Annotated in this window: 22 protein-coding genes and 1 rRNA gene; 8 read left to right on the top strand and 15 right to left on the bottom strand. The window is 54.8% G+C overall.

What is annotated here, in order from left to right:
- Positions 1 to 24: 24 nt before the first annotated feature.
- The 10 genes from recO to rseD form a co-directional block, all read right to left on the bottom strand.
- Complete coding sequence (gene recO, locus ACOTXF_RS11245; protein ID WP_048961881.1) at positions 25 to 732, bottom strand: DNA repair protein RecO; 708 nt, start codon at positions 730 to 732, stop codon at positions 25 to 27.
- A 17-nt stretch (positions 733 to 749) separates the two neighbouring features.
- On the bottom strand, positions 750 to 1655 hold the full coding sequence (gene era, locus ACOTXF_RS11240) for a GTPase Era (RefSeq protein WP_008502181.1): 906 nt from the start codon (positions 1653 to 1655) through the stop codon (positions 750 to 752).
- Complete coding sequence (gene rnc / locus ACOTXF_RS11235; RefSeq protein ID WP_003860711.1) at positions 1652 to 2332, bottom strand: ribonuclease III; 681 nt, start codon at positions 2330 to 2332, stop codon at positions 1652 to 1654. Before rnc ends, era begins: the two co-directional genes overlap by 4 nt.
- Before the next feature lie 222 nt (positions 2333 to 2554).
- Positions 2555 to 3529, bottom strand: coding sequence for a signal peptidase I (gene lepB / locus ACOTXF_RS11230; protein WP_044597786.1), 975 nt, complete (start codon positions 3527 to 3529; stop codon positions 2555 to 2557).
- Positions 3530 to 3544: 15 nt separating this feature from the next.
- Positions 3545 to 5344 (bottom strand): translation elongation factor 4, encoded by a 1800-nt coding sequence (lepA, locus tag ACOTXF_RS11225; RefSeq protein WP_008502183.1) that lies wholly within the window; start codon positions 5342 to 5344, stop codon positions 3545 to 3547.
- A 184-nt stretch (positions 5345 to 5528) separates the two neighbouring features.
- The gene (gene rseC / locus ACOTXF_RS11220; protein WP_008502184.1) at positions 5529 to 6005 is read right to left on the bottom strand and encodes a SoxR-reducing system protein RseC; all 477 of its coding nucleotides are present in this window, start codon (positions 6003 to 6005) and stop codon (positions 5529 to 5531) included.
- Positions 6002 to 6955 (bottom strand): sigma-E factor regulatory protein RseB, encoded by a 954-nt coding sequence (rseB, locus tag ACOTXF_RS11215; protein WP_008502185.1) that lies wholly within the window; start codon positions 6953 to 6955, stop codon positions 6002 to 6004. The genes rseC and rseB overlap by 4 nt, the downstream gene beginning before the upstream one ends.
- Positions 6955 to 7605 (bottom strand): anti-sigma-E factor RseA, encoded by a 651-nt coding sequence (gene rseA / locus ACOTXF_RS11210; protein ID WP_008502186.1) that lies wholly within the window; start codon positions 7603 to 7605, stop codon positions 6955 to 6957. Before rseA ends, rseB begins: the two co-directional genes overlap by 1 nt.
- 31 nt (positions 7606 to 7636) lie before the next feature.
- Positions 7637 to 8212 (bottom strand): RNA polymerase sigma factor RpoE, encoded by a 576-nt coding sequence (gene rpoE, locus ACOTXF_RS11205; protein WP_006176728.1) that lies wholly within the window; start codon positions 8210 to 8212, stop codon positions 7637 to 7639.
- On the bottom strand, positions 8209 to 8292 hold the full coding sequence (gene rseD, locus ACOTXF_RS11200; RefSeq protein WP_223605340.1) for a rpoE leader peptide RseD: 84 nt from the start codon (positions 8290 to 8292) through the stop codon (positions 8209 to 8211). The genes rpoE and rseD overlap by 4 nt, the downstream gene beginning before the upstream one ends.
- Before the next feature lie 343 nt (positions 8293 to 8635).
- Between rseD and nadB the strand changes: the two genes are divergently transcribed.
- Positions 8636 to 10255, top strand: a complete 1620-nt coding sequence (gene nadB, locus ACOTXF_RS11195; RefSeq protein WP_025912839.1) for an L-aspartate oxidase — start codon at positions 8636 to 8638, stop codon at positions 10253 to 10255.
- On the opposite strand, the gene trmN is transcribed toward nadB, so the two are convergent.
- The gene (trmN, locus tag ACOTXF_RS11190) at positions 10240 to 10977 is read right to left on the bottom strand and encodes a tRNA(1)(Val) (adenine(37)-N(6))-methyltransferase TrmN (protein WP_047746548.1); all 738 of its coding nucleotides are present in this window, start codon (positions 10975 to 10977) and stop codon (positions 10240 to 10242) included. The two genes, nadB and trmN, sit on opposite strands and share 16 nt — an antisense overlap.
- Positions 10978 to 11109: 132 nt before the next feature.
- Between trmN and srmB the strand changes: the two genes are divergently transcribed.
- Positions 11110 to 12438 (top strand): ATP-dependent RNA helicase SrmB, encoded by a 1329-nt coding sequence (srmB, locus tag ACOTXF_RS11185; protein ID WP_047746547.1) that lies wholly within the window; start codon positions 11110 to 11112, stop codon positions 12436 to 12438.
- Between the two features lie 52 nt (positions 12439 to 12490).
- Here srmB and grcA read toward each other — a convergent pair whose 3' ends face one another.
- Positions 12491 to 12874, bottom strand: coding sequence for an autonomous glycyl radical cofactor GrcA (grcA, locus tag ACOTXF_RS11180; protein WP_008502190.1), 384 nt, complete (start codon positions 12872 to 12874; stop codon positions 12491 to 12493).
- A 314-nt stretch (positions 12875 to 13188) separates the two neighbouring features.
- Here grcA and ung point away from each other — a divergent pair, with 314 nt between their 5' ends.
- Complete coding sequence (gene ung, locus ACOTXF_RS11175) at positions 13189 to 13878, top strand: uracil-DNA glycosylase (RefSeq protein ID WP_023294333.1); 690 nt, start codon at positions 13189 to 13191, stop codon at positions 13876 to 13878.
- Between the two features lie 40 nt (positions 13879 to 13918).
- Here the strand turns inward: ung and ACOTXF_RS11170 are convergent, their stop codons facing one another.
- Positions 13919 to 15019: a tRNA/rRNA methyltransferase gene (locus ACOTXF_RS11170; RefSeq protein WP_008502192.1), complete on the bottom strand. Its 1101-nt coding sequence runs from the start codon at positions 15017 to 15019 to the stop codon at positions 13919 to 13921.
- 204 nt (positions 15020 to 15223) lie between these two features.
- On the opposite strand from ACOTXF_RS11170, the gene trxC reads away from it, so the two are divergent.
- From trxC to ACOTXF_RS11145, 5 genes are all read left to right on the top strand, one after another.
- Positions 15224 to 15643, top strand: coding sequence for a thioredoxin TrxC (gene trxC / locus ACOTXF_RS11165; protein WP_021241886.1), 420 nt, complete (start codon positions 15224 to 15226; stop codon positions 15641 to 15643).
- 69 nt (positions 15644 to 15712) lie between these two features.
- Positions 15713 to 16411: a tRNA-uridine aminocarboxypropyltransferase gene (gene tapT / locus ACOTXF_RS11160; protein WP_008502194.1), complete on the top strand. Its 699-nt coding sequence runs from the start codon at positions 15713 to 15715 to the stop codon at positions 16409 to 16411.
- Between the two features lie 35 nt (positions 16412 to 16446).
- Entirely contained in the window at positions 16447 to 19110 is a 2664-nt protein-coding gene (locus ACOTXF_RS11155; protein WP_049027811.1) for a bifunctional acetate--CoA ligase family protein/GNAT family N-acetyltransferase, read from the top strand.
- Between the two features lie 110 nt (positions 19111 to 19220).
- Positions 19221 to 20576 (top strand): CDP-diacylglycerol--serine O-phosphatidyltransferase, encoded by a 1356-nt coding sequence (pssA, locus tag ACOTXF_RS11150; protein ID WP_047746543.1) that lies wholly within the window; start codon positions 19221 to 19223, stop codon positions 20574 to 20576.
- Positions 20577 to 20621: 45 nt separating this feature from the next.
- On the top strand, positions 20622 to 20945 hold the full coding sequence (locus ACOTXF_RS11145) for a YfiM family lipoprotein (protein WP_008502197.1): 324 nt from the start codon (positions 20622 to 20624) through the stop codon (positions 20943 to 20945).
- On the opposite strand, the gene ACOTXF_RS11140 is transcribed toward ACOTXF_RS11145, so the two are convergent.
- Complete coding sequence (locus ACOTXF_RS11140) at positions 20942 to 22237, bottom strand: MFS transporter (protein WP_008502198.1); 1296 nt, start codon at positions 22235 to 22237, stop codon at positions 20942 to 20944. The two genes, ACOTXF_RS11145 and ACOTXF_RS11140, sit on opposite strands and share 4 nt — an antisense overlap.
- 207 nt (positions 22238 to 22444) lie before the next feature.
- A 5S ribosomal RNA gene (gene rrf / locus ACOTXF_RS11135) occupies positions 22445 to 22527 on the bottom strand; the annotation flags it as partial.

Below are 22527 nucleotides of genomic sequence, written 5' to 3'. Positions count from 1 at the left end.
CGGTTTTCTTTTCGATTCTGTGGTCTAACGTTTCGGCACAAACTGCCTGAATAATTCGCGGCTCTTTAAGGGCTTGCCGCCAAGATACGGCTTGAGGGCAATCCGGGTAAAGCGTTTTGCTGCGCGCAGGGTATCCTGATCGGGAAACTCGCGCTCATAAAGCGCCCTGAGCTGACGCCCGGTAAAGGTGCTGTTGTCGATCACGATGCTGGCAATGAAGCCTTTTTCTTCACGGTAGCGGTAGGTCATGGTGTCTTCCACTTCGTCACCGCTGCCCGCACAGTGCAGAAAATCGACCCCGTACCCAAGATGGCCCAACAGCGCCAGCTCAAAACGCCGCAGCGCAGGCTCGGGCGTACCGGTTGCGCCAGCCAGCGCCTGGATACAGTGCAGATAATCAAAGAAAAGTTCAGAGAAGCGGGTCTCTTGTTCAAGAACGCGTGAGATGAGTTCATTGACATACAGACCGCTGTAGAGCGTGATGCCGGAGAGAGGAAGCGCCAGGGAGACGGCTTCGGCGCTGCGCAGGGTTTTGACTTCCCCTCGCCCACCAAAGCGGACCAGCAACGGCGTGAAAGGCTGTAATGCACCTTTCAGGTTAGAACGTTTGGAACGTGCGCCTTTTGCAACAAGGCGCACGCGGCCCGACTCTTCCGTGAAGACGTCCAGCATCAAGCTGGTTTCGCTCCAGGGACGACTATGCAGGACAAAGGCGCGCTGCCATCCATCCATATGCTCGTCGTCTTGTGTTACTGGTCTTCGCCGTAACCGAGGCTGCGCAGAGCACGCTCATCATCGGCCCAGCCAGATTTCACTTTCACCCACAGTTCAAGGTGAACCGGCGCTTCGAACATCTCCTGCATGTCCTTTCGGGCTTCGATACCGATGGTTTTGATCTTGGCGCCTTTATTGCCGATCACCATCTTCTTCTGCCCTTCACGCTCAACGAGGATCAGGCCGTTGATGTCGTAGCCGCCACGCTCGTTGCTCTGGAAACGCTCGATCTCCACCGTCACAGAGTACGGCAGTTCAGCGCCCAGGAAACGCATCAGCTTTTCACGGATGATTTCAGACGCCATAAAGCGCTGAGAGCGATCGGTGATGTACTCTTCCGGGAAGTGATGAATCGCTTCCGGCAGATGTTTGCGCACGATGCCCGCGATGGTATCCACGTTCAGACCCGTCTCCGCAGACAGCGGAACGATGTCGAGGAAGTTCATCTGGCTACCGAGCCACTGCAGATGCGGCAGCAGATCGGCTTTTTCCTGCACGTTGTCCACTTTGTTGACGGCGAGGATGACCGGCGTTTTGCCGTCACGCAGCTTGTTCAGCACCATCTCGTCGTCCGGCGTCCAGCGGGTGCCTTCCACAACGAAAATCACCAGCTCCACGTCGCCAATCGAGCTGCTCGCCGCCTTGTTCATCAGACGGTTGATGGCACGCTTCTCTTCCATGTGCAGGCCCGGTGTATCGACGTAGATCGCCTGATACGCGCCTTCAGTATGGATACCGACAATGCGGTGACGCGTGGTCTGCGCCTTACGCGAGGTGATAGAAATCTTCTGCCCAAGCAGATTATTCAGCAGAGTAGATTTGCCGACGTTCGGACGTCCGACGATGGCAATAAATCCGCAATAGGTCTTTTCTTCGCTCATTCCAGCTCCAGCATTTTTAACGCCTGTTCGGCGGCAGCCTGTTCAGCCTTACGACGGCTTGAACCTGTGCCCACCACCGGTTCACTCAGGCCACTGACCTGGCAATGGATGGTAAATTCCTGATCGTGCGCTTCGCCACGAACCTGCACCACCAGATAAGATGGCAGCGGCAGATGACGGCCCTGCAAATATTCCTGCAGACGCGTTTTGGGATCTTTTTGTTTATCGCCCGGGCTGATTTCGTCCAGACGGGTCTGATACCAGTTCAGGATCAGCTTTTCGACGGTCTGGATATCGCTGTCCAGGAACACACCACCAATTAATGCTTCGACCGTATCGGCAAGAATAGATTCACGACGGAAGCCGCCGCTTTTCAGTTCACCCGGCCCAAGACGCAGACATTCGCCCAGCTCAAATTCGCGCGCGATTTCCGCAAGGGTATTACCCCGAACCAGCGTGGCACGCATGCGGCTCATATCACCTTCATCCACGCGCGGGAAACGATGATAAAGCGCATTCGCAATCACGAAACTTAAAATAGAGTCGCCTAAAAACTCGAGACGCTCATTATGCTTGCTGCTGGCACTGCGGTGGGTTAATGCCTGTTGCAACAACTCCTGATGATGAAAAGTGTAGCCCAGCTTCCGTTGAAGCCGATTAATTACGATGGGGTTCATGCGATACCAATAAATGAATGCGTCAAAAATGCAGCACACGAAACCGACCTGAGAAAACCAACGCGGTTTCGTGTGCCGTGGCACCCTTGCAGGGCCAACCTTAAACTTCGGGGGAATATTCTATACACAACGACAGGGGATGTCGTTAGTTCGAAGAGATTTATCGGTGAAATAATTCATGTAGCCGCGTTAATTCGCGGCTACACGTTCATTTAGTGAGAATTAATGGATTCCGCCAATACGATTCAGGCGTACGCCGGTCGGCCATTCACCTTCCTGCTTCTCAAAACTCATCCAGATTGCGGTCGCTTTACCGACCAGATTCGCTTCCGGCACAAAGCCCCAGTAACGGCTGTCCGCAGAATTATCGCGGTTGTCACCCATCATGAAGTAATGGCCTGGCGGTACAATCCAGCTTGCCAGCTGCTGGCCCGGCTGACGATAGTACATACCCACTTGATCCTGCGCGATTGGCACGGTGAGGATACGGTGCGTCACGTCACCCAGCGTCTCTTTGCGCTCAACCAGACGAATACCGTTATCTTTGGTTTCGCCTTTCGGTACCTGGAAGAATCCGCTACTCGCTTCGCCGCCGTTTTGACGGGCAAAGGTCTGCACAAAATCACTTGGCTCAACGTTCGAGTAAGTGATTGGCAGCGCGTTTTCACATGCGGTACCGGAGCTGCAGCCTGGCTGAACGGTGACTTCTTTCGCAACCGGATCGTAAGTCACTTTGTCACCCGGCAGACCTACCGCGCGCTTGATGTAGTCCAGGCGCGGATCTTCCGGATATTTGAACACCACGATGTCGCCACGTTTCGGATGACCGGTCTCGATCAGCGTTTTCTGGTAGATCGGATCTTTAATGCCGTAGGCAAACTTCTCTACCAGAATAAAATCACCAATCAGCAGCGTTGGCATCATTGAACCTGATGGGATCTGGAACGGTTCGTAAATAAACGAACGTACCACCAGCACAATCGCCAGCACCGGAAACACCGAGGCGCCCGTTTCCAGCCAGCCCGGTTTCGGACCGACTTTCTTCAGGGTTTTCGCGTCAATACCATCGCCAGTGGCTACCTGTGCGGCAGCCTGACGTTCACGACGTTTTGGGGCGAAGATAAACTTATCCAGACACCACAGCAGACCTGTCACCAGGGTAGCAATGACCAGGATCAGGGCAAACATGTTCGCCATGCCAACTCCTTAGGGTTATTTGCCGTCTTTACCAACATGAAGGATGGCAAGGAATGCTTCCTGCGGCAGCTCGACGTTACCGACCTGCTTCATACGCTTCTTACCTTCTTTCTGCTTCTGCAGCAGCTTTTTCTTACGGCTGACGTCACCGCCATAGCACTTCGCCAGAACGTTTTTACGCAGCTGTTTCACGGTAGAACGCGCGATAATGTGGTTGCCAATGGCCGCCTGAATCGCGATATCGAACTGCTGACGCGGGATCAGATCTTTCATCTTCTCAACCAGCTCGCGGCCACGGTATGGCGCATTGTCGTTGTGGGTGATCAGCGCCAGCGCATCCACACGCTCGCCGTTGATCAGCACGTCCACACGCACCATGTTGGAGGCCTGGAAGCGTTTGAAGTTGTAATCCAGTGACGCATAGCCACGGGAGGTGGACTTCAGACGGTCGAAGAAGTCGAGTACCACTTCCGCCATCGGGATTTCGTAGGTCAGCGCCACCTGGTTACCGTGGTAAACCATATTGGTCTGCACGCCGCGCTTCTCAATACACAGCGTAATGACGTTACCGAGGAATTCCTGCGGCAGCAGCATGTGACATTCGGCAATAGGCTCACGCAGCTCGTGAATATTGTTCAGCGGCGGCAGCTTGGACGGGCTGTCGACGTAGATCACTTCTTTCGAGGTGGTTTCAACTTCATACACTACCGTCGGCGCGGTGGTAATCAGGTCCAGATCGTATTCACGCTCCAGACGTTCCTGAATGATCTCCATGTGCAGCAGGCCGAGGAAGCCGCAGCGGAAGCCGAAGCCCAGCGCCGTTGAGCTTTCTGGCTCGTAGAACAGGGAGGCATCGTTCAGGCTCAGTTTGCCAAGCGCATCACGGAAGTTTTCATAGTCGTCAGAGCTGACCGGGAACAGGCCCGCGTAAACCTGCGGTTTCACCTTTTTAAAGCCTGGCAGCGCTTTTTCTGCCGGGTTACGCGCACCGGTCAGGGTATCGCCCACCGGCGCACCGAGGATGTCTTTGATGGCGCATACCAGCCAGCCTACCTCGCCGCATGTCAGCTCGGTACGGTCAACCTGTTTTGGCGTGAAGATACCCAGACGGTCGGCGTTATAGACCTGCCCGGTACTCATAACCTTGATTTTGTCGCCTTTGCGCATAGTGCCGTTTTTGATACGCACCAGGGAGACAACGCCCAGATAGTTATCGAACCAGGAGTCGATAATCAGCGCCTGCAGCGGGGCATCCGGATCGCCTTCCGGGGCCGGAATATCACGTACCAGACGTTCCAGAACGTCAGTCACGCCGACGCCGGTTTTCGCAGAGCAGCGCACGGCATCGGTCGCGTCAATGCCGACAATATCTTCAATCTCTTCCGCGACGCGCTCAGGATCGGCGGCTGGTAGGTCAATCTTGTTCAGAACCGGCACAACTTCGAGATCCATTTCCATCGCGGTGTAGCAGTTTGCCAGGGTCTGGGCTTCTACGCCCTGCCCGGCATCGACTACCAGCAGCGCGCCTTCACAGGCCGCGAGCGAGCGTGAAACCTCATAGGAGAAGTCAACGTGGCCTGGGGTGTCGATAAAGTTCAGCTGATAGGTTTCGCCATCAGCCGCCTTGTAATCCAGCGTGACGCTCTGCGCCTTGATGGTGATACCGCGTTCGCGTTCCAGGTCCATGGAGTCCAGAACCTGGGCTTCCATTTCACGATCAGACAGGCCACCGCAAATCTGGATAATACGGTCAGACAGCGTCGACTTACCGTGGTCAATGTGAGCAATGATCGAAAAGTTACGTATGTTCTTCATATAGTTAAATAATTATGCCTTACGAATTCCTGGAGGCCGCTGTTCTTAGCCTGACGTTTTTCAGTGCGAAAACGCAGCATTCTACACTACATCTCCGCTACCTGGAAATGGACTTAGCGCCAGGTATAGCGTGAAGAAAGGACGTTTTCTGTTTTAAGACGTAAAAATGACAAAGCCCGATGAATCACCGGGCCTCAGAAGAGAGCGTCTCAACGCGAAGCTGGTCTGGCGCAAGCCCAACGCTGAGAATGACAGGCTGCCACTCCTCGCGCGCGGCAAGCGTCGGGGAGAGGCCTTTGGCAAGCCAGAATCCCCCCAGACCACCTAATGCGGCACCGCACATGGCGGCACCGTCGGTGCCAAACAGCATCTGGAAAACGCCGCCCATGATAAACAGCCCGAGCAGCGGAGAGAGGTAGACCAGCATGGCGGAGCTGAGCAGACTGCCTTCCGCGATGCCGAGTTCAACTTTCTGCCCGGCCATCAGCGGCTGTTCGCTCGGCACAGAAATCGTGTGCGAGGTTTGCGGCCCGAGCTTATTCAGCACGCGGCTGCCGCAACCGGCTCGGGAAGCGCAGCTATTGCATGAGGCTTTTACATCGCAGCTCACCAGCGCAATGCCGTTTTGCCACGAGACTACCGTCGCCCATTCTTTGATCATTGTGCGGCCCTGAATTTAATGCTGTCGGAGATGCGCTTCGCCGTTTGCGGAGGAAGTTCCCCCACAATGGTGATCTCTGCATTATCGCGTACCGTTGTGCTCACCGTACGGCGCCCGGTACGCAGAATTTGTTCAGTGCTGTTTGCCGTTGCGCGATTGATATTCACCGAGAAGCTGAACAAACCATCGGAATAGAGGCGTGATTCCACCGGCGTTTCAATCGTTGGCAGCTGGCGACGGCTGCTGGACACTTCGCTAAATCCTTGCGGGATCCAGGCAGGTACCCAGTTGAAATTAACGGAATCGCCTGCCGGAACGGAAAGCAGCGGCGGCAGGCTGGCCTTAGCCAGATTCTGCATGCTGTTGCCAACCTGGTTATTCACGCTAAAGGAGATAACGCGGAACTGTTCCAGCGTTTCACCGTCACGGTCAAGCAGGTCTACACGCATGGGGAGTTTGGTTTCCGCGTCAATCCAGACAATATAGCTGTAGCGCGTTCCATCCCGGGCGACAACGCGGATCACCTCACACAGTCTGTCCGCAATACGCGTACGCCCTACCGAGATAAAATCATAGTAAGGGGCCAGCCGTTTGAAGTCGGTGTAAATGAGTGACGGCAGAGAATCAACGATATAGTCGCCATTCAGCGTGAAAGGCTCCAGGCCGGGTTCGAAATAGCTGATTTCGTTACCACGCTGGACAACTTCCCGACGCGGGCCATCCATCTGTAAAAGCTGGGCGAGCGGCTGATTATCAAGACGGGCATGGCGATAGCGTAACGACTCGACGCCCTGCTTATTGATGCTGATAAATGCCAACTCGTAATTGAGTGACTGGCTGGCCAGATTCATTTGCTGCAACAACGCCCCGGATGATACATCAGCCGAGGCGTTGGCAGAGAAGAACAGGCTACCCGCCATCAGAGACATGGCGAACCAAAGTTGCTTCATTACTGCGATTGCGTTCCTAAAGTTTGGTTTCCGGGCACCTGCACAGCAGCTTGCTGTGTCTGCGCCTGCTCAAACTGAAGCTGTTCAGAGTGCAGACGACGCTGCAACTCGTAATCCTGCAACATCGCATTAATGCGACGGCGCTGCTCCTGAACCTGCTGTTGCTGGCCGCCGCTGGCGGAAGCATCAGCCGGTACGCCCAGGCTTACCGGGCTGGCTTTGCCCATCATCGGCAGTGTGTTAAACACTGGCGCTTCTGGCTGCTGATTAGTTTCAGACTGAGTATTATAGTGCTGGACGCCAACGATAACTGCAAGCGATACGCATGCAGCCACACCCATTTGGGTAAGCTGGCTGGCCCACGGACGCACCTTTTGCCAGAATGGCATTTTCTGCCACTGGTGAGGTGCGGGTTGAGCTTCAGGAATCAGCGGAGTGGTCTGATGAACAGGCTCATTCTCAATCGCCGCCATGACGCGGGCTGAGATATCGAAATGGAGAACCTCGCCGGTGTCACCGCGAAGGGTATCACGAATGAGATGGTAACTCTCCCAGGTCTCTTGCATTTCGGGAGAATGAGACAGCTCGTTGAGCAGTTCACTATCCACCGTTTCACCATCCATTAAAGCGGAAAGTTTTTCTTTCTGCATGCCTAATACCTTTTCCAGTATCCCGCTATCGTCAACGCCTGATAAGCGGTTGAACTTTATTATCAATAGCTTCTCGCGCACGGAAAATTCGTGAACGTACCGTGCCGACCGGACAATCCATGATAGCGGCTATCTCTTCATAGCTCAGACCATCCAGCTCCCGTAACGTAATTGCCATGCGTAAATCTTCCGGGAGCGACTCGATCGTGCGAAAAACGATTTGTCTCAGTTCTTCTGACAACATTAAGTTCTCAGGGTTCGAAATTTCTTTCAATGCGCCGCCACTTTCGAAGTTTTCGGCGTCGATTGCGTCCACATCACTAGAAGGCGGACGACGGCCCTGAGCGACCAGATAATTCTTTGCCGTATTGACCGCAATACGGTACAGCCAGGTATAAAAAGCACTATCTCCCCGGAACGAATCCAGCGCGCGATAGGCCTTAATAAAAGACTCTTGCACCACATCAGGCACATCGCCTGACGGTACATAGCGGGAAACCAGGCTCGCCACCTTATGCTGGTAGCGCACCACCAGTAAGTTAAAGGCTTTCTGATCTCCCTTCTGGACCCGTTCAACCAGGACCTGGTCCGTTAACTGCTCGCTCATCCGAGGTAATGTCTCCCCAAACCTAAATTCCACGCGTTATCGAAACGCCACTCTAAAAATACCGCACTTTGAGCAAGCACCGAATTAGAGTGTCTGATCTTCAATAAGTTCCGTAACGCCTTTGTTTTTGTTCATCGCGCCGCAGACTGTTCATTTTCTCTCATTATAAGTCTGTTCACGATACGCACCACTTTCTGACAAGAAACATCTTTTTCCCGCCAGAAGAGTAACGCAACCCAGTCTTTATTTCATCACAAAATCTGACGCTAACGATCTGCTTCGCAAAATAATTTCACTCATTTACCCTCCGTTTACCTCCGCTTACGCGTTTAGCCATTGCAACACCCGTTAAAAAAAACGTGCGATAAATCGCATTCAGGTGCTATTCTGAGCCAACACTGTTTAGTAAATTAAACAACAATCATGAACACAACACCTGAACTCCATTGTGATGTACTGATCATCGGCAGCGGCGCTGCCGGTCTCTCTCTGGCGCTACGCCTGGCCGAGCATCAAAACGTTATCGTTCTGAGTAAAGGGCCGATAAGCGAGGGTTCCACGTTTTATGCCCAGGGCGGGATTGCCGCGGTGTTTGATGAGACAGACAGCATTGCCTCCCACGTCGACGATACGCTGATTGCCGGGGCCGGGATCGTGGATGCGCACGCCGCAGAGTTTGTCGCCAGCAATGCCCGCCATTGCGTGCAGTGGCTCATCGACCAGGGCGTCTTATTCGATACGCAGGTTCAACCCAACGGTGAAGAGAGCTACCACCTGACGCGCGAAGGCGGTCATAGCCACCGCCGCATCCTGCACGCAGCGGATGCCACCGGAAAAGAAGTGGAGACCACGCTGGTCGGCAAGGCGCTGAGCCATCCTAATATTCGGGTGCTTGAACGAAGCAATGCCGTTGATCTGATTATCTCCGACAAGATTGGCCTGCCGGGCACGCGTCGTGTGGTGGGCGCCTGGGTGTGGAACCGCAATAAAGAGAAGGTGGAAACCTGCCAGGCGAAGGCTGTGGTGCTGGCTACGGGCGGCGCCTCTAAAGTGTATCAGTACACCACGAACCCGGACATTGCCTCCGGAGACGGTATCGCAATGGCCTGGCGCGCCGGCTGCCGGGTGGCGAACCTTGAGTTCAATCAGTTTCACCCAACCGCCCTGTTCCATCCTCAGGCGCGCAACTTCCTGCTGACGGAAGCCCTGCGCGGCGAAGGCGCCTATCTGAAACGCCCTGACGGCACCCGCTTTATGCCGGACTTTGACGCCCGGGGTGAACTGGCCCCGCGCGATATCGTTGCCCGCGCCATCGACCATGAAATGAAGCGTCTTGGCGTGGACTGCATGTATCTTGATATCAGCCACAAGCCAGCAGAGTTTATTCGTCAGCACTTCCCGATGATTTACGAAAAACTGCTCAACCTTGGCATCGATTTAACCCGCGATCCGGTACCCATTGTGCCAGCCGCCCACTACACCTGCGGTGGGGTGATGGTTGACGATCATGGGCGTACCGATGTGGATGGTCTTTATGCTATTGGTGAGGTCAGCTATACCGGACTTCACGGCGCGAACCGTATGGCCTCTAACTCGCTGCTGGAGTGCCTGGTCTACGGCTGGTCTGCCGCAGAAGACATCACGAAACGCATGCCCTACGCCCGCGAGACAGAGCGCCTGCCTGCCTGGGATGAAAGCCGCGTGGAAAATCCGGACGAGCTGGTCGTGATCCAGCATAACTGGCATGAGCTACGGCTGTTCATGTGGGATTACGTGGGGATTGTGCGCACCACGAAACGTCTTGAACGCGCGTTGCGCCGCATCACTATGCTGCAGCAGGAAATTGACGAGTATTATGCCAATTTCCGCGTATCGAATAATCTGCTGGAGCTGCGCAACCTGGTGCAGGTTGCCGAGCTAATCGTTCGCTGCGCGATGATGCGTAAAGAGAGCCGCGGGTTGCACTATACCCTGGACTACCCGGATCAGCTTGCTGAATCCGGCCCGTCGATCCTCGCCCCGCAGGTTTACATAAACAGATAAAACGCCTGGGTCAGGGCAGTGTAATCTTCGGAATAACGCTGGTCTGGCCCACGGATCACCATTCGATCGTTAAAGCATTCACCCTCTTTCGGCGAGAGCGCCAGCAGCACGCGGTGCGGCAGTCGGCCTTCGGTATCCGAAATATCGGTACGCAGACGCAATGTCCAGCCGATCTCCTGCGCGATACCGATGAACGTGTTGCCCGTTCTCTCAGGCAGGACCACGCAGAAAAAACCCTCTTCGGAGATAAGCTCGGCCGCGCTGGTGAGCAGCGCTTTATGATCGAGGGAACGGGTATAACGCGCCTGTTCGCGCTCGGGTGTCCCGCACTCAACGCCGGGCTCGTAGTAGGGAGGGTTGCTGACGATCAGATCGTAACGCGCGGTTTGTTCAGGCGCCCAGGCGAGCACATCCGCACATTCCACTTTCATGCGGGCTGCCCAGGGCGATTCGGCCATATTGTCACTCGCCTGCTCTGCCGCCTGCGCGTCCAGTTCGACGGCATCAATGGTGACATGCTCTTCCGTGCGCTGCGCCAGCATCAATGCCACCAGCCCGCTGCCGGTACCGATATCAAGAATACGCTTAACCCCTGCGACAGGCGCCCACGCTCCCAGTAAAATACCGTCTGTACCGACCTTCATGGCACAGCGATCGTGAGCGACAAAAAATTGTTTAAACGTAAAACCATCGCGGCGCAGTTGCGCTTTGAGTTGAGACATGTCGGGGCAACCTTCTAAGTGAAACTGGAGTAGCATAGGGGAAAGCGAAGTGGCCGAAAAGCGATATCCATACAAACAGATGAAGATTACAGCCGTAACGTCTATAATCAGCGCCCCACACAGAGGTAGAACATGACTGTAACGACTTTTTCCGAACTTGAACTCGATGAAAGCCTGCTCAATGCACTTGAGAGCAAAGGCTTCACACGCCCGACCGCCATTCAGGCAGCGGCCATTCCGCCTGCGCTTGAGGGCCGCGATGTGCTCGGTTCTGCGCCAACCGGTACGGGGAAGACTGCAGCCTATTTGCTGCCTGTGTTGCAGCATCTGCTCGACTTCCCACGCAAAAAATCTGGCCCGCCGCGTATTTTAATCCTGACGCCGACGCGCGAACTGGCAATGCAGGTTGCCGATCACGCGCGTGAACTCGCGGCAAATACCCATCTGGATATCGCCACCATCACCGGCGGCGTTGCGTATATGAACCACGCCGAAGTGTTCAGCGAAAACCAGGACATCGTCGTTGCGACGACGGGCCGCCTGCTGCAGTACATTAAAGAAGAGAACTTCGACTGCCGCGCGGTTGAAACGCTGATCCTCGACGAAGCCGACCGCATGCTGGACATGGGCTTCGCACAGGATATCGAGCATATTGCGGGTGAAACGCGCTGGCGTAACCAGACCATGCTGTTCTCTGCCACCCTTGAAGGGGAAGCGATTAAAGACTTCGCAGAGCGTCTGCTGGAAGATCCGGTGGAAGTATCAGCCACGCCGTCTACCCGTGAGCGTAAGAAGATCCACCAGTGGTACTACCGCGCGGACAACCTTGAGCACAAGGTCGAATTGCTGAAACACCTGCTGAAGCAGGAAGATGCGCTGCGCACAATCGTGTTTGTCCGTAAGCGCGAGCGCGTGCACGAGCTGGCAGAAATGCTGCGTAACGCCGGGATCAACAACTGCTATCTTGAAGGCGAGATGGCGCAGATCAAGCGTACCGAAGGCATTAAGCGCCTGACCGATGGCCGCGTTAACGTGCTGGTTGCCACAGACGTGGCCGCTCGCGGGATCGACATCCCTGACGTCAGCCACGTCATTAACTTCGATATGCCGCGCAGCGGCGATACCTATCTGCACCGTATTGGCCGTACCGGCCGCGCGGGCCGCAAAGGGATTGCGATTTCACTGGTCGAAGCGCATGACTACCTGCTGCTGCAGAAAATTGGCCGCTATGTTGACGAGCCGCTGAAAGCGCGGGTTATTGATGGCTTGCGCCCAGCCACACGTGCGCCGAGTGAAAAAATGACGGGTAAACCGTCCAAGAAAGCGCTTGCGAAACGTGCTGAGAGAAAAGAGAAAGAAAAAGAGAAACCGCGCGTGAAGCAGCGTCACCGCGATACCAAAAATATTGGTAAACGCCGTAAGCCAAGCTCTGCCGCATCAGAGACAAAAACGGAAGAGTAAAAAAAGCCGGGGACAATCCCCGGCTTTTTTATTCACCCCCGTAGCTGAAGCCTTACAGGCTTTCAGTAAAGGTACGCGCGATAACGTCGCGCTGCTGTTCTGGGGTCAGAGAGTTGAAGCGTACCGCATAACCAGACACGCGAATGGTCAGCTGCGGGTATTTTTCTGGGTGCTCAACCGCGTCCATCAGCGTTTCGCGGCGCAGTACGTTTACGTTCAGGTGCTGACCACCTTCCACGCGCACTTCTGGCTTCACTTCCATTGGAATTTCACGGTACTCGATTTCGCCCAGTTTGCTCACCGGCACGATTTCGTCTTCTGCAAAACCCGCTTTCGCGACGACACAGCGCGCTTCGTTTTTCTCGCTGTCCAGCAGCCAGAAAGAGTTGAGCAGATCGTCATTTGCAGCTTTAGTAATCTGGATACCTGTAATCATGTGTTGCCTCCCTTAGGCTACATAAACTGATGTCGGCCACTCGCGGCCAATTGGTAAAACCATTGTTTCTTGTGTGTATATATATCATTCACACCCCGGTGATTTATTGATTTAAATCAACAAAAACACCAACCACATAAAGAGTGTGGTTTGAATTTATTGCTTTAGATCAATTTCACGACCTTACCAATTCAATTTAACCTGCACATTTTCAACATAAATTTAGCGACTTAGCGCACATTTCGGCGTGGAATTTTGCTCACCGGGCTTTAGCAGGTAAGCTAGTCAGAGATTGAGATTCGCAGGAGAGCGAGATGACGACACCTTTAACCTGGCATGACGTGCTGGCAGAAGAAAAGCAGCAGCCCTATTTTATCAATACGCTCAACACCGTTGCGGCTGAGCGTCAGTCCGGACAGACGATTTACCCGCCGCAGAAAGATGTGTTCAACGCCTTTCGCTACACCGAGCTGAGCGATGTGAAAGTGGTCATTCTGGGCCAGGATCCCTATCACGGTCCGGGCCAGGCGCATGGGCTGGCGTTTTCCGTACGTCCGGGCGTGGCGATCCCCCCTTCTCTGCTCAATATGTATAAAGAGCTTGAAGGAACCGTGCCCGGGTTTACCCGACCAAACCACGGCTACCTGGAAAGCTGGGCGCGCCAGGGCGTGCTGTTATTGAACACGGTACTCACTGTGCGGGCCGGCCAGGCGCACTCGCATGCCAGCCTGGGCTGGGAGACGTTCACCGATAAAGTCATCAGCCTGATCAACGAACACCGTGAAGGGGTCGTGTTTTTACTCTGGGGATCGCATGCGCAGAAGAAAGGGGCGATTATTGACCGCCAGCGTCATCACGTGTTGAAAGCGCCGCACCCGTCACCGCTGTCTGCACATCGCGGTTTCTTTGGCAGTAATCATTTTGTTCTGGCGAACGAATGGCTGGAAAAACGTGGCGAAACGCCAATTGACTGGATGCCTGTGTTACCGGCAGAGAGCGAGTAGTATTTGAATGTGCCGGGTCAGGCCCGGCACATGAAGAGGCTTATGCCTTATTCTGACGCCACCATTCGGCCAGCAGTACGCCGGTTGCAACGGACACGTTCAGACTTTCCACATTGCCTGTCCCATCGATTGAGACGCTCAGATCCGCACTGGAGAGCGCCGCATCAGACAGACCATCGCGTTCCTGACCCAGCACCAGCACCATCTTGCGTGGCAGCGTCGCTTTAAACAGCGGCGTACCGGCATGGCTCGAGGTAGTCACGATGGAATAACCCGCTTTACGGAACTGCTCAAGGGCATCCAGCACGCTATCGCCGGTGATCGGCTGTACGTGCTCGGCTCCGCCTTCCGCAGTACGGATCGCAGCGCCGGATTCCAGCAGCGCGGCATCCTGCAGCAGAACGCCTTTCACGCCAAAGTGCGCGCAGCTACGCATCATTGCGCCCAGGTTATGCGGGTTGCCCACATCTTCCAGCGCCAGCACGCAGTCATCGGCATCCGCCTGACTGACCCACTGCTGAACGGTCGTTCCGTTACGTTTTTTGATCAGGAAGCAGACGCCGCCGTGGTGCTCGGTACCGGATGCTTTGGTCAGCTCGGCATCATCAACCACGTGGTAGGCTTTGCGGTTTGCCGCCATCCAGCGCAGCGCTTCTTTAAAGCGCGGCGTTACGCTCTGGATGAACCAGGCGCGGACAATACATTCAGGACGACTCTGGAACAGCGCCTGGCAGGCGTTCTCGCCATACACGCGGGTCTCTTCCGCACGCTGACGGCGCAGCACTTCCGGGTCGATAAAGCTTTTACCACTGATACCGCCGTGATCGGCCTTTTCTGGCGTTTCGTCGCCAGGGGCACGAGAAACGGTGCGCCACGGGGAGGCGTTATCACGTGAGAAGTCATCCCGCGGACGGTCATCGCGTTTGCGATCGTCACGCTTGCGGTCATCACGTTTGCGGTCATCACCGCGGTTGTTTCTGTCATCGCGGGCGGGGCGACGGCCACCGTCTGCACGAGAAGACGCCGGACGCCCGCCACCTTTTCCGGTACGCGGATTTTGGGTGCGTTTATCAGAGTCATCATCACTGCGGACATACATCACTTTGACCTTGCCGCTTTTGTTTTTCATTTCGTCGTTCATGCTTTTCTCCACCAGCGCTGCGCGAAGCGCGCAGATTACCCGATGTGCCAGCGCATAGCCATAATTTCGTACAAAAGCCTGTGACTATTGTTCTCATTGAATAAAACGCATTGTTGTTTCAAACAGGCTCATTGATAATATGTAACATATTAGAAACATTATCGGCGTCTTGCCGCTGTCCCACGGCTCTATCAGAGGTTAGTTATGAATACCGTATGTGCCAACTGTCAGGCTCTTAACCGCATTCCGGACGATCGGATTGAAGATGGTGCGAAATGCGGACGTTGTGGCCATGAATTGTTTGATGGCGATGTCATTAACGCGACGGGTGCTACGCTGGACAAACTCCTCAAGGACGATCTGCCTGTCGTAGTGGATTTCTGGGCGCCCTGGTGTGGCCCATGCCGAAGCTTCGCGCCGATCTTCGAAGACGTGGCCGAAGAACGCAGCGGGAAAATACGTTTCGTTAAGGTCAATACTGAAGCTGAACCTGAACTGAGCGCCCGTTTTCGCATTCGCAGCATCCCGACGATTATGATTTTCAAAAAGGGTGAAGTGGTCGACATGCTCAACGGTGCGGTGCCTAAAGCCCCGTTTGATAGCTGGCTTAACGAATCACTGTAACATTCACGGGGCACATCTTGTGCCCCGTTCCCGCCTCTGCGAAAATAGGGTTTTTCCTGCATTTCGCCCATGACTGATAACGCTGTTCTTCAATTACGCGCCGAACGCCTTGCGCGCGCCACCCGTCCGTTCCTCGCGCGCGGAAACCGTATTCGCCGCTGTCAGCGTTGCCTGCTGCCGCTGAAGGTTTGCCTGTGCGAGACGCTGACCCCGAGTTCGGCACAGAGCCGTTTTTGTCTGGTCATGTTTGATACCGAGCCGATGAAGCCCAGCAATACCGGTCGCCTGATTGCCGATATTCTGCCGGATACCGCGGCGTTTCAGTGGTCCCGCACGGAGCCCCCTCAGGCCCTGCTCGACTTAGTGGCAAGCCCGGACTATCAGCCGATGGTCGTTTTCCCCGCGTCATATGCAGGTGTCGATCGTCAGGTGCTTTCGACGCCGCCATCCGGTAAACCGCCGTTGTTTATTATGCTGGACGGCACCTGGACCGAAGCGCGAAAAATGTTTCGCAAAAGCCCGTATCTCGACGCACTGCCGGTGATTTCTGTCGATCTTTCCCGCGTCTCCGCCTACCGCCTGCGTGAAGCGCATGCTGACGGGCAATACTGCACCGCCGAAGTGGCCATTGCGCTTCTGGATCTGGCGGGTGATACCGCTGCGGCTGGCGCCCTGGGCAACCATTTCTCCTGTTTCCGGGAACGCTATCTGGCAGGAAAAACCGTTCATAAGGGCAGCGTCACAGCAGCCGAGACGGAAAGCGTTTAAAATCATCAGGTCGCTTGCATTCACAGGAGGCCTGCATGAGCCAGCGAGGATTAGAAGCGCTACTTCGTCCTAAATCCATTGCCGTCATCGGCGCATCAATGAAACCGGATCGTGCTGGCTATCTGATGATGCGCAACCTGCTGGCCGGAGGATTTAATGGACCCGTCATGCCCGTCACGCCCGCGTATAAGGCAGTTCAGGGAGTGCTTGCATGGCCTGATGTACAGAGCCTGCCTTTCGTACCGGATCTGGCCGTACTGTGTACAAACGCAAAACGGAATCCGGAGCTGCTGGAATCGCTCGGCAAGAAAGGCTGTAAAACCTGCATTATTCTCTCGTCTCCGCCTGAACAGAAAGCCGAGCTTCTGGCCTGCGCCAGCCGCTATCAAATGCGCATTCTTGGACCAAACAGTCTCGGCCTGCTCGCCCCCTGGCAGGGCTTAAATGCCAGCTTCTCTCCGGTTCCGATCCGCAAAGGCAAGCTCGCGTTTATCTCGCAGTCGGCTGCGGTATCGAACACCATCCTCGACTGGGCGCAGCAGCGTGAAATGGGATTCTCCTACTTCATTGCTCTCGGCGACAGTCTGGATATCGACGTTGATGAGCTGCTGGATTTTCTGGCGCGCGACGGTAAAACCAGTGCGATTCTGCTTTATCTTGAGCACCTCAGCGACGCGCGTCGTTTTGTCTCGGCGTCGCGAAGCGCGTCGCGCAATAAGCCGATCCTGGTAATCAAAAGTGGGCGCAGCCCTGCGGCTCAGCGTCTGCTGCAGTCGCATTCCGGCATGGATCCCGCCTGGGACGCCGCTATTCAGCGCGCGGGTTTGCTGCGGGTACAGGATACGCACGAGCTTTTTTCCGCCGTTGAAACGTTAAGCCATATGCGCCCGTTGCGCGGCGAGAAGTTAATGATTGTCAGTAACGGCGCCGCTCCTGCCGCACTCGCGCTGGATGAGCTGTGGCGGCGCTTCGGCAAGCTGGCCACGCTGAGTGAAGAGACGCTGCAGCGCCTGAAAGATGCGCTTCCGACCAGCGTGACGCCCGGCAATCCGCTTGATTTACGCGATGACGCCAGTAGCGACCGCTATATCAGGGCCATTTCCATTTTGCTGGATAGCCAGGATTTCGACGCGCTGATGATTATTCACTCCCCCAGCGCGGTCGCGCCGGGCAGCGAAAGCGCGCGCGCGCTCATTGATGCCGTGCGCAATCATCCGCGAGGCAAATATGTCACCCTGCTCACCAACTGGTGCGGTGAGTTTTCTTCGCAGGAGGCGCGACGCCTGTTCAGCGAAGCCGGACTGCCAACCTACCGCACGCCGGAAGGCACCATAACCGCGTTTATGCATATGGTGGAATATCGCCGCAACCAGAAACAGCTCCGCGAGACGCCGGCGTTGCCCGGGAATTTGACGGCCAATACCGTTGACGTTCACCGGCTGTTGCAGCAGGCGATTGAAGAAGGCGCGACGTCGCTGGATACGCATGAAGTCCAGCCCATTCTGGGGAGCTACGGGATGCAGACCCTGCCGACCTGGATCGCCAGCGACAGCGCTGAGGCCGTGCATATTGCCGAGCAGATTGGCTATCCGGTTGCCCTGAAGCTGCGTTCGCCGGATATTCCGCATAAGTCTGACGTTCAGGGGGTGATGCTCTACCTGCGGACGGCGGCAGAGGTGCAGCAGGCAGCCGATGCCATCTTCGATCGGGTCAAAATGGCCTGGCCGCAGGCAAGGATCCACGGCTTGCTGGTGCAAAGCATGGCTAACCGCGCAGGCGCTCAGGAGTTACGCGTGGTGGTCGAACACGATCCCGTTTTCGGCCCGCTCATCATGCTGGGTGAAGGCGGCGTGGAGTGGCGCCCGGATGAGCAGGCCGTGGTGGCGTTACCGCCGCTGAACATGAACCTGGCGCGTTATCTCATCATCCAGGCGATTAAAAGCAAAAAGATCCGCGGCCGGAGCGCGCTACGTCCGCTTGATATTGCCGGGCTAAGTCAGTTCCTGGTACAGGTCTCTAACCTGATTGTGGATTGTGCCGAGATCCAGCGGCTGGACATTCATCCGCTGCTCGCCTCCGGCAATGAGTTTACGGCGCTGGACGTGACCCTGGATATCGCGCCCTTTGAAGGAGACAGAGAGAGCCGTCTGGCGATCCGCCCGTATCCCCTGCAGCTGGAGGAGTGGGTTGAGATGAAAAATGGGGAACGCGCCTTGTTCCGCCCTATTCTGCCGGAAGATGAGCCCCAGCTGCGGGCCTTTATCTCTCAGGTCACGAAAGAGGATCTTTATTATCGCTATTTTAGCGAAATCAACGAATTTACCCACGATGATTTAGCCAATATGACCCAGATCGACTACGATCGAGAAATGGCGTTTGTTGCCGTTCTTCGCGCCGATAAGGGTGATGAGATCCTCGGCGTCACGCGTGCCATTTCTGACCCGGATAACGTCGATGCGGAGTTTGCCGTGCTGGTGCGCTCCGATCTTAAAGGTCTGGGCCTGGGAAGACGACTGCTGGAAAAACTCATCAGTTATACGCGAGATCACGGATTGTTACGCCTTAATGGCATTACTATGCCTAACAATCGCGGTATGGTGACCCTGGCGCGAAAACTTGGGTTTGACGTTGATATTCAGCTGGACGAAGGTATTGTTGCCTTATCCCTCAGTCTGACATCAGCAGACAAACGCGAGTAAGCTACTGGAAATGTTACCCACTTTGGACGGGACTGGTGGTATCATTGTCCGCTTATGTTGTTTGCATAGTACAGACAACCCTTCAATGAACAGAGAAGAAACGCACTGTGATGTTGTCAAAATTTAAGCGTAATAAACATCAACAACACCTTGCTCAACTACCGAAGATTTCTCAGTCAGTTGATGATGTAGAGTTCTTTTACGCTCCCGCTCATTTTCGGGAGACGCTTCTGGAAAAGATTGCCAGCGCCACGCGACGCATTTGCATTGTGGCACTGTATCTTGAACAGGATGAAGGCGGGCGCGCGATCCTGAACGCGCTCTATGAAGCCAAACGTCAGCGTCCGGAACTGGATGTTCACGTGCTGGTAGACTGGCATCGCGCCCAGCGTGGCCGTATTGGCGCTGCAGCATCAAACACCAATGCTGACTGGTATTGCCGCACGGCGCAGGAAAATCCTGGCGTTGACGTGCCTGTTTATGGCGTCCCGGTGAATACCCGTGAAGCGCTCGGCGTTCTTCATTTCAAGGGGTTCATCATTGATGACAGCGTGCTTTACAGCGGCGCCAGCCTCAATGATGTCTACCTTCATCAGCTCGATAAATATCGCTATGACCGCTACCATCTGATCCGTAATCCGCAGATGGCCGATATCATGTTCAACTGGGTTGATAAAAATCTGGTTCATGGCCGTGGCGTTAATCGTCTTGACGATCCCGAGCGCCCTAAAAGCCCGGAGATCAAAAACGATGTTCGCGCCTTCCGCCAGGAGTTGCGCGATGCGGTCTATCATTTCCAGGGCGATGCGAACAACGAAGAGTTATCCGTTACCCCGCTGGTAGGGCTCGGCAAATCAAGCCTGCTGAACAAAACGATCTTCCATCTGATGCCGTGTGCGGAGCAGAAACTGACTATCTGCACGCCATACTTCAATCTTCCTGCCGTGCTGGTGCGTAATATCATTCAGCTGCTGCGCGAGGGTAAAAAAGTGGAAATCATCGTGGGTGATAAAACGGCAAATGACTTCTTCATTCCCGAAGATCAGCCGTTCAAAATCATTGGTGCGCTGCCTTATCTCTATGAGATTAACCTGCGTCGTTTCCTGAGCCGCTTACAGTATTACGTCAACACTGACCAGCTGGTTGTGCGTCTCTGGAAAGATGAAGACAATAGTTACCATCTCAAAGGCATGTGGGTCGACGATGAGTGGATGCTGCTGACAGGTAACAACCTGAACCCGCGCGCGTGGCGACTGGATCTGGAAAACGCTATTCTGATTCATGACCCGCAGCATGAGTTAGCCGCCCAACGTGAGCGCGAGCTGGAGCTGATTCGCACCCATACGACCGTGGTGAATCACTACCGCGAACTGCAGAGCATTGCCGATTATCCGGTAAAAGTTCGCAAGCTTATTCGCCGCTTACGTCGTATCCGTATCGACCGACTTATCAGCCGTATTCTGTAATATCCAGGCCCTGTCACCCGCAGGGCTTTTTTATGGAGCCCGTTGATGCGTATTCCTCTGGTACTGAGTGTGCTCTTCCTGAGTGGCTGTAGCCATATGGCTAACGATAGCTGGTCCGGACAGGACAAAGCACAGCATTTCCTCGCTTCCGCGATGTTGTCCGCAGCCGGTAATGAATATGCCCAGCACCAGGGATACAGCCGGGATCGTAGCGCGGCGATCGGGTTAATGTTCTCAGTAGGTCTTGGGGCATCAAAAGAACTGTGGGATAGCCGCCCCGCAGGGAGCGGCTGGAGCTGGAAAGATTTCGCCTGGGATGTCGCCGGCGCAACGACCGGCTATGCCGTATGGCAGATGGCGCGCTATTAAAGTCGAATGCCTTTCCCTTTGCGATGCAGCATCAGGGAGACAACAAACGCCAGTGCCCCCATTCCCGTTACGTACCAGAAGAATGTCGTTTCGCTTCCCCATGATTTAAGCGACAGCGCGACGTACTCCGCCGATCCGCCAAACACCGCGTTGGCTACCGCATAAGAGAGCCCTACCCCTAACGCACGGACCTGCGCCGGGAACATCTCGGCTTTCAATATCCCACTGATGGAGGTATAGAAACTGACAATCACCATCGCCACCATCACCAGCGCAAAGGCGGCATACGGTGAAGAGACATGCTGAAGCGCTGTCAGAATGGGAACGGTACATAATGCCGATAATCCGCCAAAAATGAGCATTGAGGTACGTCGGCCAATTTTGTCCGAGAGCGCACCGACGATCGGCTGTATGAGCATAAAGACAAACAGCGCCGCGGTCATGACCACACTGGCGACGTTGGCGTGCATGCCGGTGGTATTCACCAGGTACTTTTGCATATAGGTGGTGAAAGTATAAAAACTGAGAGAGCCGCCCGCAGTGAAGCCCAGCACCATCAGGAAAGCTTTGCGGTTACGCCATAACCCTTTGAATGTTCCCGCCTCCTTCAGCATCCGGACCTCTTTCTGAGAGGTTTCATCTAACTGACGGCGTAGCCAAAGTGCGACAATCGCCAGCACTGCCCCCATTGCGAAAGGAATTCGCCATCCCCAGGCATGTAGTTGTTCGTCCGTCAAAATCTGCTGCAGGATCACCACCACAAGAATGGCCAGCAGTTGACCGCCAATCAGCGTGACGTACTGGAATGAGGCGTAAAAACCTTTACGGCCTTCCAGTGCAATTTCGCTCATGTAGGTCGCACTTGTACCGTATTCACCGCCCACCGATAATCCCTGAAATAAGCGGGCCAGCAAAAGCAGCGCTGGTGCCCAGGTGCCAATCGATTCATATCCCGGTAAGCAGGCGATCACCAGCGAGCCAAAGCACATCATACACACCGAGATCAGCATAGAGGCCTTACGCCCGCGACGATCCGCAATACGGCCGAACAGCCAGCCCCCGATGGGTCGCATTAAAAATCCTGCGGCAAAAACCCCAGCCGTTTGTAGCAGCTGTGTAGTGGTGTTGCCGGATGGGAAGAAAATATGTGCGAAGTAGAGTGAACAGAATGAGTAGACGTAAAAGTCGAACCATTCAACCAGATTCCCTGAAGAGGCGCTGATGATTGCCCATACCCTTCTTCGGGTATCACTGTGAGCCAGCGTCCCGTGTGATGTCATGCTTTCTGTCATTGTGATTATGCTCCTGCCATAAACTGCGGCGTATTGAGCCAGAAGGCTCAATAACCTCGTAAATGAAATGTTATAATTTTGTTATAAATAACATTGCGACAGGGATCACACATTCCATTAGCAGGATAAGGGATTAAGAGAAAGGCCAGGATGGAGATAAAAGCAAAAAACCCCGCACCTTTCGGTACGGGGTTTTTCTTGTTTGATGCCTGGCAGTTCCCTACTCTCACATGGGGAGACCCCACACTACCATCGGCGCTACGGCGTTTCACTTCTGAGTTCGGCATGGG

Source organism: Enterobacter cloacae complex sp. IR53041 (assembly GCF_049238285.1).
Taxonomy (GTDB): Bacteria; Pseudomonadota; Gammaproteobacteria; order Enterobacterales; family Enterobacteriaceae; genus Enterobacter; species Enterobacter roggenkampii.
This window is presented reverse-complemented; position numbering and strand designations above follow the sequence as displayed.